At 34.0% G+C, this 15,584-nt stretch carries 16 protein-coding genes; 14 read left to right on the forward strand and 2 right to left on the reverse strand.

The features are described from left to right. Window positions 1-118: 118 nt before the first annotated feature. The 10 genes from AC0OM3_RS24735 (at window position 119) to AC0OM3_RS24780 (ending at window position 9,645) form a co-directional block, all read left to right on the forward strand. Window positions 119-424, forward strand: coding sequence for a PTS sugar transporter subunit IIB (locus AC0OM3_RS24735; RefSeq protein WP_000865909.1), 306 nt, complete (start codon window positions 119-121; stop codon window positions 422-424). 11 nt (window positions 425-435) lie between these two features. Beyond that, window positions 436-1,719, forward strand: a complete 1,284-nt coding sequence (locus tag AC0OM3_RS24740) for a PTS sugar transporter subunit IIC (RefSeq protein ID WP_001032290.1) — start codon at window positions 436-438, stop codon at window positions 1,717-1,719. A gap of 77 nt (window positions 1,720-1,796) precedes the next feature. Continuing rightward, the gene (locus AC0OM3_RS24745) at window positions 1,797-2,063 is read left to right on the forward strand and encodes a hypothetical protein (protein ID WP_001021977.1); all 267 of its coding nucleotides are present in this window, start codon (window positions 1,797-1,799) and stop codon (window positions 2,061-2,063) included. Window positions 2,064-2,085: 22 nt separating this feature from the next. Beyond that, a complete protein-coding gene (gene anmK / locus AC0OM3_RS24750) occupies window positions 2,086-3,258 on the forward strand; it encodes an anhydro-N-acetylmuramic acid kinase AnmK (RefSeq protein ID WP_061884154.1) in 1,173 nt (390 codons plus the stop codon). Beyond that, window positions 3,255-4,154, forward strand: coding sequence for a BadF/BadG/BcrA/BcrD ATPase family protein (locus tag AC0OM3_RS24755; protein WP_000876613.1), 900 nt, complete (start codon window positions 3,255-3,257; stop codon window positions 4,152-4,154). Before anmK ends, AC0OM3_RS24755 begins: the two co-directional genes overlap by 4 nt. 132 nt (window positions 4,155-4,286) lie before the next feature. Beyond that, window positions 4,287-4,835, forward strand: a complete 549-nt coding sequence (plsY, locus tag AC0OM3_RS24760) for a glycerol-3-phosphate 1-O-acyltransferase PlsY (protein WP_000610866.1) — start codon at window positions 4,287-4,289, stop codon at window positions 4,833-4,835. Between the two features lie 70 nt (window positions 4,836-4,905). Beyond that, window positions 4,906-6,471 carry an aminotransferase class V-fold PLP-dependent enzyme gene (locus tag AC0OM3_RS24765; protein ID WP_000523053.1) on the forward strand — a complete coding sequence of 522 codons (1,566 nt, stop codon included), beginning with the start codon at window positions 4,906-4,908 and terminating at the stop codon, window positions 6,469-6,471. A gap of 92 nt (window positions 6,472-6,563) precedes the next feature. Then, window positions 6,564-7,565, forward strand: a complete 1,002-nt coding sequence (tdcB, locus tag AC0OM3_RS24770; RefSeq protein WP_000632956.1) for a bifunctional threonine ammonia-lyase/L-serine ammonia-lyase TdcB — start codon at window positions 6,564-6,566, stop codon at window positions 7,563-7,565. Between the two features lie 232 nt (window positions 7,566-7,797). After that, on the forward strand, window positions 7,798-8,268 hold the full coding sequence (locus AC0OM3_RS24775) for a MarR family transcriptional regulator (protein WP_474213172.1): 471 nt from the start codon (window positions 7,798-7,800) through the stop codon (window positions 8,266-8,268). Window positions 8,269-8,409: 141 nt separating this feature from the next. Continuing rightward, a complete protein-coding gene (locus AC0OM3_RS24780) occupies window positions 8,410-9,645 on the forward strand; it encodes an MFS transporter (RefSeq protein ID WP_000021819.1) in 1,236 nt (411 codons plus the stop codon). Window positions 9,646-9,866: 221 nt separating this feature from the next. Here the strand turns inward: AC0OM3_RS24780 and AC0OM3_RS24785 are convergent, their stop codons facing one another. Next, window positions 9,867-10,196 carry a YkvA family protein gene (locus tag AC0OM3_RS24785; RefSeq protein WP_000415089.1) on the reverse strand — a complete coding sequence of 110 codons (330 nt, stop codon included), beginning with the start codon at window positions 10,194-10,196 and terminating at the stop codon, window positions 9,867-9,869. A gap of 246 nt (window positions 10,197-10,442) precedes the next feature. Between AC0OM3_RS24785 and AC0OM3_RS24790 the strand changes: the two genes are divergently transcribed. Both AC0OM3_RS24790 and AC0OM3_RS24795 read left to right on the forward strand, forming a co-directional pair. Continuing rightward, on the forward strand, window positions 10,443-11,129 hold the full coding sequence (locus AC0OM3_RS24790) for an MBL fold metallo-hydrolase (RefSeq protein ID WP_000691173.1): 687 nt from the start codon (window positions 10,443-10,445) through the stop codon (window positions 11,127-11,129). A gap of 372 nt (window positions 11,130-11,501) precedes the next feature. Next, complete coding sequence (locus AC0OM3_RS24795; protein WP_002164013.1) at window positions 11,502-12,878, forward strand: DEAD/DEAH box helicase; 1,377 nt, start codon at window positions 11,502-11,504, stop codon at window positions 12,876-12,878. Between the two features lie 1,359 nt (window positions 12,879-14,237). On the opposite strand, the gene AC0OM3_RS24800 is transcribed toward AC0OM3_RS24795, so the two are convergent. Continuing rightward, entirely contained in the window at window positions 14,238-14,450 is a 213-nt protein-coding gene (locus AC0OM3_RS24800) for a hypothetical protein (RefSeq protein ID WP_000033163.1), read from the reverse strand. Between the two features lie 238 nt (window positions 14,451-14,688). Between AC0OM3_RS24800 and AC0OM3_RS24805 the strand changes: the two genes are divergently transcribed. Together AC0OM3_RS24805 and AC0OM3_RS24810 are read left to right on the forward strand one after the other, a co-directional pair. Further along, window positions 14,689-14,826 (forward strand): hypothetical protein, encoded by a 138-nt coding sequence (locus AC0OM3_RS24805; RefSeq protein WP_003301264.1) that lies wholly within the window; start codon window positions 14,689-14,691, stop codon window positions 14,824-14,826. A gap of 110 nt (window positions 14,827-14,936) precedes the next feature. Next, window positions 14,937-15,572, forward strand: coding sequence for a TetR/AcrR family transcriptional regulator (locus tag AC0OM3_RS24810; RefSeq protein ID WP_001223583.1), 636 nt, complete (start codon window positions 14,937-14,939; stop codon window positions 15,570-15,572). The last annotated feature ends 12 nt before the right edge of the window (window positions 15,573-15,584 follow it).

A 15,584-nucleotide genomic window follows, 5' to 3' on the forward strand; every position in this document is an offset into this window, starting at 1 on the left:
ATAATGAAATTTACTTTCATTATAAATAAATTCATTTACTACTTCATATGCTTGTTAGTAAAGTGAAACTTCCTTTCATTTGAAGGGTAATAAATTATAAGTATAGGAGGATTAACAAATGAAAGTTTTGTTCGTCTGTTCTGGAGGAATGTCCAGTGCAATTGTTGTAAACGCTTTAAAAAAAGAAGCGGAGAAAAATGGTGTGAACATGGAAGTGCATGCAATTGGAACGAATGAGGTAGAGGAAGAAGTAAAGAATGGTTGGGATGTTGTAATGGTTGCACCACAAGTTAGACACCGATTTGACTCTGTAAAAAAATTTGCAGAAGAGGAGTCTATTCCGTGTGGTATCATTCCGCCGCAAGCATATACGCCGCTTGGTGGAGCGACTTTATTAAAGACTGTAAATGATTTAATTCGTTAGGGGGAACCGTTATGAATAAGTTTGTCACGTTTCTTGATAAAAACTTATCTGGACCGATGGCAAGACTTTCTGAACAGAGACATTTACAAGCAATCCGTGATGGAGTTATTTCAGCATTACCATTTATCATCGTAGGAAGTTTCTTTTTAATCGTAGCATTTCCACCATTACCGAAAGATAGTTTCATATCCGTTTGGGCATTAAAGAATCAAACAAGTATATTAATACCATATCGTTTAACTATGTTTATTATGTCTTTATATATAGCATTTGGAATAGGATATAATTTAGCGAAGAGTTATAAGTTAGATGCTTTATCGGGAGCTCAGCTTGCAGTATGTTCACTACTTTTAACATTAACTCCTGAATTAATTGATAAAAAAGGATTCATGCTTCCGATGACAAATCTCGGAGGGCATGGACTATTTGTGACTATGATTGTTTCTATTTTATCAGTTGAGATTTTAAGGTTTTGTAAGAAGAACAACGTAACGATTAAAATGCCAGAACAAGTACCACCGTCAGTATCGCGTTCGTTTGAAGCACTTATACCTGCTGCATTCGTTATTATTATTATGAGCCTTATTACAGTTGTTTTTAAAGTTGATGTACATTACGTAGTGGATAAATTAGCCGCACCGTTAGTCAAAGCTGGAGATAGTTACTTTGGCGTCATAATACCTGTATTTTTAATTACATTTTTCTGGTCCTTCGGAATACATGGTGTATCGGTTGTAGGTACTGTAGCAAGACCGCTTTGGGATGTATATCTAGGAAAAAACGGTGAAGCTGTAGCAAGTGGTGCGAGTCAATTTCCATTTATTGCACCAGAACCGTTTTATCAATGGTTTATTTGGATTGGTGGCTCGGGAGCAACATTAGGGCTTGTGTTAGCGATGATCGTATTTGGTCGGTCAAAATATTCGAAAGCATTATCGAGAACATGTATTGTTCCTGGGATTTTTAATATAAATGAACCGGTTATATTCGGTTTGCCGATTGTATTAAATCCAATTTTAATTATTCCTTTCGTCATTACGCCGCTAGTAACAGCGACTATTGCTTATGCCGCAACGGCAATGGGTTTTGTAACGCCAACTCATATTATGCCACCATGGACATTACCAGCCCCAATTGGTGCATATTTAGCTACAGGTGGAGATTGGCGTGCTATTGTATTAGTCTTAATAAATATAGCTATATCATTCCTTATTTATTTACCATTCTTTAAAATGTACGACAAAAATATGCTTGAAATTGAAAAGCATGGTGACGGGGAATCTGTTAATCCTTAATCTGCATGCTGTTATTTTGAGTGATAGACTTCTGTCTATCACTTCTTTCACATTAAAACCAGTAAGGGGGGAATAAAATGAATATAAAATTTAGTTATAAAGGTGTATTTTTATTATTATTTGGAGTGATTTGTTCAAATTTACTTTTTGTCCCTTTATTAGGCATGCTAAATCTATCGCAAATGCATAGTATATGGCTCGTTACAAGCATTGCGGCAAGCGTTTTGCTTACGATAGTTGTTTCTTTCATCGATGGGTCGTTTGCATCGAAAGCTCAATTGTTTTTTAGATTTATATTGTTTTCGATTGGTTGTACGTTGGTTACTTACATGATTGTTTTTTAGTAAATAGGAGGTCATGCACGTTATGTATATTGCAGGGGTAATGTCCGGTACATCATTAGACGGAATAGATGTAGCACTCGTTCATATAGAAGGAAGCGGTGTAGATTCTAAAATTGAACCCATCTATTTTACTACAGTTCTATTTTGTAATGATATAAAAAATGAGATCCAACAAGCGTTATCAATTGAAACTTCGAATGTCCAACTTATATGTAGTTTGAATTTTAAACTTGGTTTATTCTTCGCCAATGCTGTAAAGGAAGTTTGTAAAGAGGCCAATTTTCCTTTGAGACAATTAGATTTAATAGGTTCTCACGGACAAACGATTTATCATCAGCCAAAGCAAGAAGGGAATATTATTTCTTCAACATTGCAAATTGGGGAACCAGCAGTAATAGCATATGAAACGAACACGACGGTTATCTCGAATTTCCGAACAATGGACATGGCGGCAGGGGGACAAGGTGCACCACTTGTACCATATTCAGAAGTTATTTTATATCAGCATCAAACTAAAAATAGACTGCTACAAAATATTGGTGGGATTGGGAATGTTACAGTGCTTCCAAGTAAACGAAGTAATGAGAGTGTTATTGCTTTTGATACGGGACCAGGCAACATGGTAATCGATGAAGTATGTCAAAGATTATTTCATGTACCATATGATCAAAATGGTTGGATTGCAAAGCAGGGGGTAGTTGTAGATGAAATTTTAACATACTGTATGAACCATCCATTTTTGAACATGAAACCACCAAAATCAACAGGTAGAGAACAGTTTGGAGAATCGTTTGTGACTGATATATTGAATCGATTTAAAAAGCATAGTAAAGAAAATATATTGGCAACTGTCACGATGTTTACAGCATGTTCAATTATTCATCATTATAAGGAGTTTATTTTGCCGTATTATGAAATTGATGAGGTGATTTTAGGTGGTGGTGGAAGTTATAATAATACACTTGTTGAAATGTTACGGAATGGATTAAGAGAAGAGAAATGTAGCATATGTATACAAGAAGATATTGGTCATTCTTCAGCAGCGAAAGAAGCAATTGCGTTTGCTATTTTAGCAAACGAAACGTATCATCGTAATCCGAGTAATATGCCGAGCGCAACAGGTGCTAAGAATTCCGTAATTTTAGGGAATATAACATTCCCTCCATACGCAGATGAAAATGAGGCGAACATATGAAGTATATGATTGGAGTAGATGGCGGGGGAACGAAGACGGAGGCCATTGCATTTGATCAAGATGGAAATGAAGTTGTAAGAGGTACGAGCCGATTTGGAAATGTATTAATAGATTTTGATCAGGCACTGTTGCATATTATGGAAGCAATTGATCAATGCCAGAAGAGTTTAATAAATGGGCATTGCGTTTGTATTTGTTTAGGAGTAGCTGGTATAAGCGGAGCGAATACAAATGAATTAACATTACGTTTTAAAAAGAAATACGGAACAAAAATTGAAATTTTTAATGATGCAATGATTGCGCATGCAGCAGCTTTAAAAGGTAAGGATGGAATATTAACTATAGGTGGTACAGGTGCAATTTGTATCGGAAAGAAAGAAGAAGTATATCAGTATAGCGGTGGATGGGGACATATTTTAGGAGATGAGGGGAGCGGATATTGGATTGCATTACAAGCTTTAAAGAAAATGGCAATTCAGTTCGATCAAGGAATCAGTCTTTGTCCATTGAGTTTGAATATTCAAAGGCAGTTTCAACTTTTGACACCGTCTCATATAAAAAGCTTAGTATATACTTCTTCTAAAGATAAAATTGCAGCAATCGCGCCATTAGTTATTCAGGAAGCGAGAAATGGCAATGATGATGCGCATGAAATTATGATGCAAGCTGGAAAGGAATTAGCAAGGATTACAGTAAATGTTTATAACAAGTTGAACTTTAAGTACTCAACGCCAATTGCAGTAAGTGGCAGTATATTGCGTTTAGTTCCTGAAATATTTGCTGTATTTCAGAAATGCTGTGAAGAAAGTATGAAAGAAATTACATTCGTATCACAAGCAGAAATGGCAGTGAAAGGAACATATTATTTAATGAGGGATATATATTTTAAAAAATAGTGTATGAGAATTTTTGTATGATTTGTAAAAATATGATGTTAAAATGTATAAAGGGATGTATGTTAAAAACGTACAATATACGTAGTAATTGAATATTGTATATGTATTCCCATGTAGAAAGTGAATGATTACATGATTAATAGTATGCAGTTTTTATATTTGGTGGCTTCTTATTTAATTGGAAACATATTGACCGCTTATATAGTAACAAAATTGAGACATAACGTTGATATTAGGGATGAAGGAAGCGGAAATCCTGGCGCAAGAAATATGGGGCGCGTATATGGAAAAGGGTATTTCATCGCTACATTTTTAGGTGATGCGATTAAAGGGGCAATAGTTGTTGCTGTAGCAAAATCTCTTTTTAAAGATCCTACATTCGTAATGTTAACATTATTGGCCGTTATTATTGGACATATTTACCCAGTTTTATTTAAAGGCAAGGGCGGTAAAGGTATTTCAACATTTATAGGAGGACTAATCGCATTTGATTATTTGATAGCGCTTACCCTCTTAGGCATTTTTATTGTATTTTATTTAATATTTAAAGGGTTTACGAAGCCAGGACTAATTACGATTGCTTGTTTACCAATTTGTATGATTCTTTATTCTTATTCTATTGTTACCACTATATTAAGTGGAATGATTATTGTACTTATTCTATATGTAAATCGAGAATAAAATGAATGTTTAATAAGTGGAGATAATCTCCACTTATCATTTTTTATTAAATAGATAAAGGAGATAAGGCATGGGGTTAATTTATAAAGTTGCTGATCAAGATTGGGAATTTGAAAGTATACATAAATTAAATTATAAAACTTTTGTGGAAGAGATACCACAACATGAAGAAACGAAAGACCGGTTTCGTATAGATCGGTTTCATAAAGAAAATACATATTTAATTTGTTTAGATGAGGATAGATTAGTAGGTATGGTCGCAGTGCGGGGAAAACGACCATTCTCGTTAGATTATAAAATCTCAAATTTAGATGTTTATTTGCAAGAGCATGGAGAAAAAGTGTATGAAATTCGTTTACTTTCAGTAGAACGTGAATATAGAAATGGAAGAGCGTTGTTAGGATTAATTCGTTTTCTACATCGTTATTTGCTTCTAAACGGATATGAATTAGCACTCATTTCTGCAACAACACGTGAACTAGCTTTATATAAGCAAATGGGATTCAAATCTTTCCATACGTTAGTTGGTACAGAAGAAGCAACCTTCCAGCCAATGTATGTTACTCCTGCTATGTTTGAAGAGTCGAGTGTTGGGGGGATTATGACGAAAGAATATACGTTTTTACCTGGTCCAGTAGATATTGAAGAGAATGTTCGAAAGGCATTTTCTACGCGGCCTATTTCGCATCGATCTAAGTCATTTCAAGTGACAATGGACAATGCGAAAAAACGGTTACTTCACATGACAAAAGCAAAACATGTACAGCTTATGTTAGGAACAGGGACGTTAGCAAATGATGCGATTGCTTTACAGTTACGTTCTTTAAAAGGGAAAGGACTAATATTAACAAATGGAGAATTTGGAAATAGATTAGTTGGACATGCAAAACGAGCTTGGTTACATTTTGATACGTATAAAAAAGAAATGGGAGAACCGTTTATTTATAACGAATTAGAAGAAATAATAACAACTGGAAATTATGAATGGCTTTGGTTTGTTCATCATGAAACATCTACTGGAATGTTAAACGATTTAGACGAGTTAAATACTCTTTGTAACGAGAATCAAATGAAACTATGTGTAGATTGTATAAGTTCAATTGGAGCAATACCATTAGACCTGAAAGATGTGTATTTTGCAAGTGGTGTTAGCGGTAAAGCGATTAAATCATATACCGGAATTTCTTTCGTTTTTCATAACCACATTGTAAAAATAAACGAGGCTGTGCCGGCCTATATGGACATTGGCATGTATGAAGAAAATGAAAGCATTCCATACTCACAATCATGGAATTTAATTTACGCATTGCAAGAAGCGTTGAAGAGATTTGAAGATGAAAAGGCATTTGTAAAAATTAAAGAGACATACGATTATGTTGAAGAAGTTATTACTGATATGGGGTTAAAGCTTGTTTCACCTAAAGAACATGCCGCGCCAATTATACTTACTATTGTATTGAGCGAAGATCATTCTTCTAAAGTAGTAGGCGATGCGTTAGCATTACAAGGATACATTGTTCATTATGAGTCATCTTATTTGCAAAAGAATAATTGGATTCAAATTGCATGTTTAAATCATTATAAAGAACGCGATATGAAGAGGATGTTAAATTGTTTGCAAATGTGTTTATTTTAGAGTGGGGTACATATATAAAGACTTTTTCTTTTCGTATAAAGGAGCTAAGACTTACGAAAACTTAGGAATAGAACATTGGAAGAGGTGTAAGTATGATAACTAGAAAACTACCATTACATATAGACGATATTAAAAAAGCTCACAAAATTCTAGATAGAAATGCTCGTAAAACGCCATTAGTAAAATCTTTTTACTTGACTAGTAAAACGGGCGGAGAAATTCATTTGAAATTAGAAAATATGCAATTAACGGGTTCTTTTAAATTTCGTGGCGCATTTAATAAAATGTCGCGGCTCACGGATCAAGAAAAAGAAAGAGGTGTAATTGCATGTTCAGCAGGTAATCATGCACAAGGAGTTGCATTATCTGCTCATTTACTCGGTATTAAGAGTAAAATTGTTATGCCAATTTCTGCACCGCAGGCGAAAGTTGAAGCAACTAAAGGATATGGATCTGAAGTAATTTTACATGGTGAAACCTTTGATGATGCAAAGGCAAAATGTGAAGAAATTATAAGGGAAACAGGTGAAACATACTTACATCCATATGATGATGTAGAGGTAATGGCTGGTCAAGGTACAATTGGATTAGATATTCTTGATGATATGTGGGATGTAGATACTGTCATTGTACCAATAGGTGGAGGCGGAATTATTTCTGGTATTTCTGTAGCATTGAAATCTTTTAATCCATCCATTAATATAATTGGTGTCCAAGCAGATAATGTTCACGGAATGAAGGCATCTTACGATAAAGGCGCAATCGTAGAACATTATGAGGCGCCTACTATTGCAGATGGTTGTGCAGTTAAAATACCAGGCGAATTAACATTTGAAATTGTAAAAGAATTAGTAGATGATATTGTAACTGTATCAGAAAAAGAGCTGGAAGTAGCGATGAAAGATTTATTACAACGTGGGAAAGCTGTTGTAGAAGGTGCAGGTGCGTTAGCAACTGCTGCACTTCTTGCAGGAAAAGTTGATAGCTATACAAAAGGAAAAAAGGTAGTAGCAGTTATATCTGGTGGGAACGTGGACTTACAGCGCATATCGAGTGTATGTGAGCACTTTTTTGTTGCTAATGAAGTAAAATAGTTTTATGAAAGAAGAGCTAAGAGAAATAATTTTAGCTCTTACTTTTTGTCTACCGTTTACTGTAAGTAGCAATAAACTTGCAGAATTTTCCGTTTAATTAATTGTATTATTTAAGCGCCAATTTTTGCACATATCTTTAATGTTACAATAATTATTTCAATATTGTCGAAACGTAAGCAGAAATTTAATATAATAGTCTTAATGTGCTAATGAGCGGTGAGGAGGGCAGGTCATGAATAAAGAAGAACAGGTCATGAACGGTTTCAGGGAATTATATAATAAGCTGGTTTGGCTTAATAAAGATAAGATGGAAGAAGGTCTTAAAGGGTTTAAGTCTTCTGAAGTCCACTGTATTGAATATATTGAAAACAATGCAAATTCTAACGTGACACAACTCGCAGAGGCTTTTTATGTGACTCGTGGTGCTATAAGTAGAATGACTAAGAAGCTCATACAAAAAGGCCTTGTTGAAAGCTACCAAAAGTCAGAAAATAAGAAAGAAATTTATTTTAGACTTACCGAACAAGGGAAAGAAATTTATAAAATCCATGAAGATCTGCACAAAGAGTTTCAAGAGCGGGATAAAGCTGTATTTGAGCAAGTAACTGAAGAAGAATTCAACAGTATAATTAGCTTTGTGGAAAAGTATAGTAGACATTTGGATGCCGAAATAAAGAAACAAGGTATACATATTAAATCGTAAGACATTTTAAGAATAAATGGCAGCCTTACTCTAATATGAGAATAGGCTGCTTTTTTATTATTTTATTTTGTTGACTAATCAACAAAATGGAGTTATTATTTTGTTGACAAAGCAACAAAATATTTTAAGGAGAGAAGTCAAATGTCTATATTTAGATCACAAAATGAAAGGGAAACTGAAAAAAGCATAGATAAACATGCTTTACTATTCGGACTTATTTCTGTATTTCTTTGTGGTATAGGTTTCAGTATCATCATGCCTGTAGTCCCATTCTTAGTACAACCATATACAAGTAATCCGGAAGAACAAGCATTAGTTGTTACACTACTAACTTCCGTATATGCCGCCTGCGTGTTTTTAGCTGCTCCAGCACTCGGGGCTTTAAGCGATAAGTATGGCCGTCGTCCATTACTTTTAATATGCTTATTTGGTTCTGCAATCGGGTACTTAGTTTTTGGCATAGGAGGAGCTTTATGGGTACTATTTGCTGGACGGATAATAGAAGGTATAACAGGTGGGAGCATAAGTACTATCTTCGCATATTTTGCAGACATCATTCCAAAAGAGCAGAGAACGAAATACTTTGGATGGGTGAGTGCGGTTGTAGGTGCGGGAACTATTATTGGACCAACTCTTGGGGGCTTACTTGCAAAGTTTGGTCATTCTGTACCATTATACTTTGGAGCGTTCATAACTTTATTAAATGTTTTATATGGTATGAAATACATGCCTGAGAGTCTTGACAAAAATAACAGGTTAAAAGAGATTACTTTTGTAAGGTTAAATCCTTTTGCACAGCTAGCAAACATACTTTCCATGAAAAATTTAAAATGGTTACTTGTCTCAGCGTTTTTACTTTGGATACCTAACGGATCTTTACAAGCAATTTTCACGCAATTTACAATGGATACTTTTAGTTGGAAACCTCCATTAATCGGACTTATGTTTTCAATTTTGGGCTTTCAAGACATTGTTTCACAAAGTTTTATAATGCCAAAGCTTTTAATCAAGCTTAGTGATAAACAAATAGCAATTCTTGGGATGGTTTCGGAGATTATAGGATACAGTTTTATTGCGGCATCAGCTTTGCTTTCACTCTATCCACTACTTATCGTTGGAATGCTGATGTATGGTTTTGGGGATTCAATTTTCGGGCCTTCATTCAACGGGATGCTTTCAAAGTCTGTCAGTTCTAGTGAACAAGGAAGGATTCAAGGTGGAAGCCAATCTATTCAAGCTTTAGCAAGAATGATTGGTCCTATTCTTGGAGGACAAATCTATGTATCACTTGGTCATGCCGCACCTGCTTTTATGGGTATGATTCTTATAGTAGCGGCAATAGCAGTTTTGTATAAGGGGACACATGCAACTGTATAACAGATAGATATAAGAACAAATAAAAGGGAGTCAGAACTTAGGAACAAGTGCTGACGCCTTATTTGTTTACGGTTTGAGAGCTAAGAGAAATACTTTTGTTTAGGGATTTATTCTGCTATGCTCTCATGGTGAAGGGGAATATTCAGTGAGGTGGAACTATCATTAATTACAGTTAGCTTTATTTGAAAGTAAAAAGGTAGGTAAATGACTAGATAATTTCATTATGCTTGTGCTGAAGTAAATAATGATTCCATCTTTACTTTGCTCTTTTCTCGAATTTCAGCATCTGCGTGTCTCATAACGTATTTATGCGCTACAGCGATTGCTAAAACATCATCTAATAAGCCAATCCCAATAATAGCAGCTATATCTGGAATGAAATCGATTGTTAATACGTAATAAGATAAAGCGGCTAATATTATGAATTTCGCCTTAGTAGGTAATTCTTTCTTTTTCATTGTGTAGAATAAAATAATACTTTCATATACGCTAGATTTACCGAGGTTTACAGAGCTTTTTTTGAACTTTTTCCAAAGTGTCTGTTTCTCCATATAAACACTCCTTTTACAAAATATAGATTTTTTAAAAGGATGGACAAAGAAGTGAGAGATTAATCAATTTTATTGTTTTTCTTAATTATATATTTCCATAAAAATAGGGGATTACCTGTTTAAAATAATATAATGTGGATTATACAATGATTCACATTGTTCCGTTACATAGTATATATATTGTAAAATGTATGTGGATGATTTAGTTATTATTATGCATTTTATAAGCGGTATGGGGGAAGAAAAATGAAAATAATAGAACTACCAATTGAATTCGAATTTAACGGGCAAAAACAATGTGTTTATCCAAGTTTAATTATAGTACATAATGAATTAACATTAGTCGATACAGGATATACAAGTTTTTTACCTTTAATTGAAAATGCAATATTAAAACATGGATATGAGATGAAAAACTTAAAAAATATAATTATTACTCATTATGATGATGATCATCTAGGGGCTTTATATGATTTCAAAGTGAAATATCCTCACATTAATATTATTGCTAGTGAAATTGAATCTAACTATATTAGTGGTGATATAAAATCAGAGAGGTTAGTTCAAGCTGAAGAAATGTTAGAACGTATGCCAAATGAAGAAAAAGAATTTGGTAAATGGTTTATACAACAGTTAAAAAATATAAAACATATTTCCGTCGATGAAAAAGTGCATGATGGTCAAATGATTTTGAATAATGAATGTCAAATAGTAGCGACGCCAGGACATACTTCGGGGCATATTTCATTATATTTTCCGAATTTAGATTGTGTAATTACGGGAGATGCGGCTGTTCAAGAGAATAGTGAGTTAGTAATAGCTAATCCGAATTTTTGTTTAGATATAGAAAAAGCGAAACAGTCTTTAAATAGGATTAAAAGTTTTAAAGCAGCAGAGTATTATTGCTATCATGGAGGAAAGCTTACTGTATAAACTAATGAAAACCGGTCTTTCCTAAATCGAAAAGATCGGTTTTTTAGTTCATATATTTTGCGATTTCGAGCAAATCAGTAACATTATATTTCGGTAAAATTGAAATATATATGTAAAGAAGAATATATATAATTTGAGCAAGAGTATAGGGGGGAGAAGATGGGTTCGTTATTTGATGTAATAGCAAAATTAAGAAGTTCATTTTGTCTTCTACTAACATGGAAGCATTAATAAAATCTGAGAAAAAGCAAAAAGAATTTGTTCGTCTAGTACACGATGAATATAAAAAAAGAAGATAAGAATTTTTTTATTTTTCATATTTGGCGAAACAAATGGTACAATGAAAGCTAATGTGAAAAATAAGGAAAAGAAGTGGTCTATTTGAAAAACTTTTTAGAATTAGGAATTAGTGAAACTTTTAATCATACATTACGTGAAAATGGAATTACAGAAGCAACACCAATTCAAGAGAAGGCAATTCCTGTTATTATGTCAGGTAAAGATATTATTGGGCAGGCGAAAACAGGAACGGGTAAAACGTTAGCATTCGTGTTACCGATTTTAGAAAAAATCGATCCAGCGTCTAGTGATGTTCAGGCTTTAATTGTTGCACCAACAAGGGAACTAGCACTGCAAATTACAACTGAAATTAAAAAAATGCTTGTTCAAAGAGAAGATATTAATGTACTAGCGATATATGGTGGACAAGATGTTGCGCAACAGTTGAGAAAATTAAAAGGTAATACACATATTGTTGTAGCAACACCGGGACGATTATTAGATCATATACGCCGTGAAACAATTGATTTAAGTAATCTTTCAACAATTGTATTAGATGAAGCGGATCAAATGCTTTATTTTGGTTTCTTATATGATATTGAAGATATTTTAGATGAGACACCAGGTAGTAAACAAACGATGTTATTCTCAGCAACGATGCCAAAAGATATTAAAAAATTGGCGAAGCGTTATATGGATGAACCGCAAATGATTCAAGTACAAAGTGAAGAAGTAACAGTTGATACAATTGAGCAGCGTGTCATTGAGACGACAGACCGTGCAAAGCCAGATGCACTTCGTTTTGTTATGGATCGTGATCAGCCATTTTTAGCTGTTATTTTCTGCCGTACAAAACTTAGAGTAAGTAAACTTTATGATAATTTAAAAGGACTAGGTTATAATTGTGCTGAACTTCATGGTGATATACCTCAAGCGAAACGTGAAAGAGTTATGAAGAGTTTCCGCGAAGCTAAAATTCAGTACTTAATCGCAACGGATGTAGCAGCTCGTGGACTTGATGTAGATGGTGTAACGCACGTATTTAACTTTGATATCCCTGAAGATGTAGAAAGTTATATTCACCGCATTGGCCGAACAGGACGTGCAGGTGGATCAGGTCTTGCAATTACGTTCGTTGCAGCGAAAGATGAAAAACATTTAGAAGAAATTGAAAAAACGCTTGGTGCACCAATACAAAGAGAAATAATTGAACAACCAAAGATAAAACATGTTGATGAAAATGGAAAACCGGTACCAAAGCCGGCTCCGAAGAAATCAGGTCAAAATCGTCAAAGAGATAGCCGCGAAGGTTCAAGAAGTGATTCAAGACGTGATTCCAGAAATAGCTCAAGAAGTGGTTCAAGAAATAGTTCGAGAAATAGTTCTAGAAATGAAAATAACCGATCATTTAATAAGCCAAGTAATAAAAAAGGTAGTACAAAGCAAGGTCAGCAAAGGCGTGGTCGTTAAATAGTTATAATTGTAAAAGAGTCGCAAAATATTGTGGCTCTTTTTTTGTTTGTATACAACAAGGATGATGGCAAGAAAAAACAAAAATTTCATTCACCGTATTTGAAATTTATAAAGGAAATTTTATAGTCCAAAACCATTAGAGCAAGGATATTACTATCATTCAGCAGAACACTTTGATTAAAAGAAAAGGTATTGAAGCGAGCGAGTATTTTCATTACACATTCTGCAATTATCGAAATAGAACAAGAGAAGTTTATGAAGGATTAAACTCGTATTGGTGTACGATTGTTGGAAACTGGAAAACTAATTTGTTAGTTTTGATCGATGAGGAACTCGAGAAGCACCACTGCCATCCTTATGGGGAAATTGCTTATGACGATGAAGGTAATGTAGTGATAATATGCGAAATAAGAAAAAAGGACTAGCAGTCGTACCTGCCGTCCTTTAATAGGAGAAAAAGTAATCTTGTTTAGAACTACGCATAAACAGAAAATCTGCTTGTAATTAGTTTTACCCTAAATATACATGTCTATACAAAAAAGGGATAAGTAAAAGATACTTATCCCCGGAAGGGAAATCCCAAGCACCAAAATGGCTCGTATTGGTCTGCAGGTTCAAAAGTAGTATATGTAAAACGAAAAATCTCATACAAAAAGCAGACAACGATTTTGGTTGTCTGCCAGTGAGCTCAATGAGTTAGCTAATTGTGATAATTTGCATCCCCATTGCGAGAAGAGTGAAGCTGCTAGTTCAAACAGCTTGTTGGTATTATTTTCGATTTCTTAAAAAATATACAGAGAAAGCAGATAAGTGAAGAACCTACCTGCTTTTGCTGTAACAAAAGATAAGAGGTATTAGCCGTGGACACGGCGGCTTGAAAATAGTATGTATTTTTATTTAAAAAATATTCAAGGGGTGAAGAAACATGGAATGTTTAATAAAGGTGTTTGTTTTATTAATCAGTTAATTAATAAAACAAAATAGTTATTTGGGAGAAAGGGAAAATGAATATGAGATGAATTGAAGCTGTTGAAGAATTACTTGAAGTGATGAAAGAATGCTTTTGGAACGGAACATCTTTAAAGGGGAAGCTAATGATTTTAATATTGTATCTTGGCTGATTGAAAAAGCGACGCGTAAAACAAAATAAAGATTTCATTTTGTAGCAATGGAGAATAGATATGTGTACTTATTGGGGGAAAGTAGATAAAGAGTTCTTTAAGAGGCAAGAACCGGAACAAAATAAAAGAGCGGCTAGCAAAAGCTAACTGCTCAATACTCAATACAAGGAGATACAGAGAAGACTACTTTAAATGAATGTTGGCATACAGCCTACATACAGTATTGACCGAATGTTTATTTTAAATTCAATTTATTTAAAGTAAACATCCCAACAGATAAAATGGTTGCGCCTGCTACAGAACCTAGCCAGTCTCTCCAACCTAATGTATTTAAAGATGCATCTGTTAAATCCGTAATTAAGAAGATAGCAAACATTAATACACCAAATGTTAAGCATCCCCAAAATGTTTGCAAATATTTAATCATCTTCTTTCGGAATTTGCTCATATAAATCACCCTTATTAATAATTTATATTTTTATAAATAAATTATCGCATGTGCAAAAATTAAAAGTGCGAAATATGCAATATTACATATTGGAACTCAACAAAATACTCCATTGATAAGTACATAGATCGAACGGAGGGGAACCGTATCGTATGAATCAATTGTCATTTTTTGAAGTCATCGATGTAAAGGAGATGCGCTGACTTGTGGTGAAGGAGCTGAAAAACTACAAAGTGTTGTGCGTCTGGATAAAGAATCGAGAAAAATAGGATCAAGCGGAGGGCATCGTTCTTTTCCTAAAATGAAAGGTGACGATAAGAAACATGAGATACGTTTTAAACAAATTGAGCGGACGTTAAAAAATAAAAATTTATAAAGGAAATGGAAAGTATGGTGTTGTATATGTACGATAATAGGAAACTTTTTGCAAACTAAACATATAATTTTAATAGACCGACAGTCGGTCTGGTGGGAAGGAGAACTTGAATGCGAATTGTAAAGGAGTATGAGGAGCGTAGAAAGGAAATTTTAGAAACAGCTGAGCGTTTGTTTCTTACGAAAGGTTATACGAAAACAACCGTGAATGATATTTTAAAAGAAATTGGTATAGCAAAGGGGACGTTTTATCATTATTTTAAGTCGAAGGAGGAAGTAATGGATGAAATCATTATGAGGATTATTAAAGAGGATGTCACTAAGGCGAAAAGGATTGTCTCCAATCCCGATATCCCCGTTTTAGATAAGTTATTTAAAATTTTAATGGAACAATCACCAAAATCAGGAGATGTAAAAGAAAAAATGATCCAACAATTCCATCAACCAAATAATGCAGAAATGCATCAGAAAAGTTTAGTGCAATCCATTATACATTTATCTCCTGTATTAACGGAAGTTTTAGAGCAAGGAATAGAAGAAGGCATATTTTATACTCCATACCCACAAGAAACAATTGAATTATTACTCTCTTCAGCACAAGTCATATTTGATGATGGTTTATTCCAGTGGAAAACGGAAGAAATGATGAGAAGAGCTAAGGCTTATATTAAAATGATGGAAGTATCTGTTGGAGCGAAAGAAGGGTCCTTTAATTATATGATCGAGGTTTTAATGAAACAGAAATAGCTTTTTTCTGTT

Source organism: Bacillus sp. FAU20 (assembly GCF_056033865.1).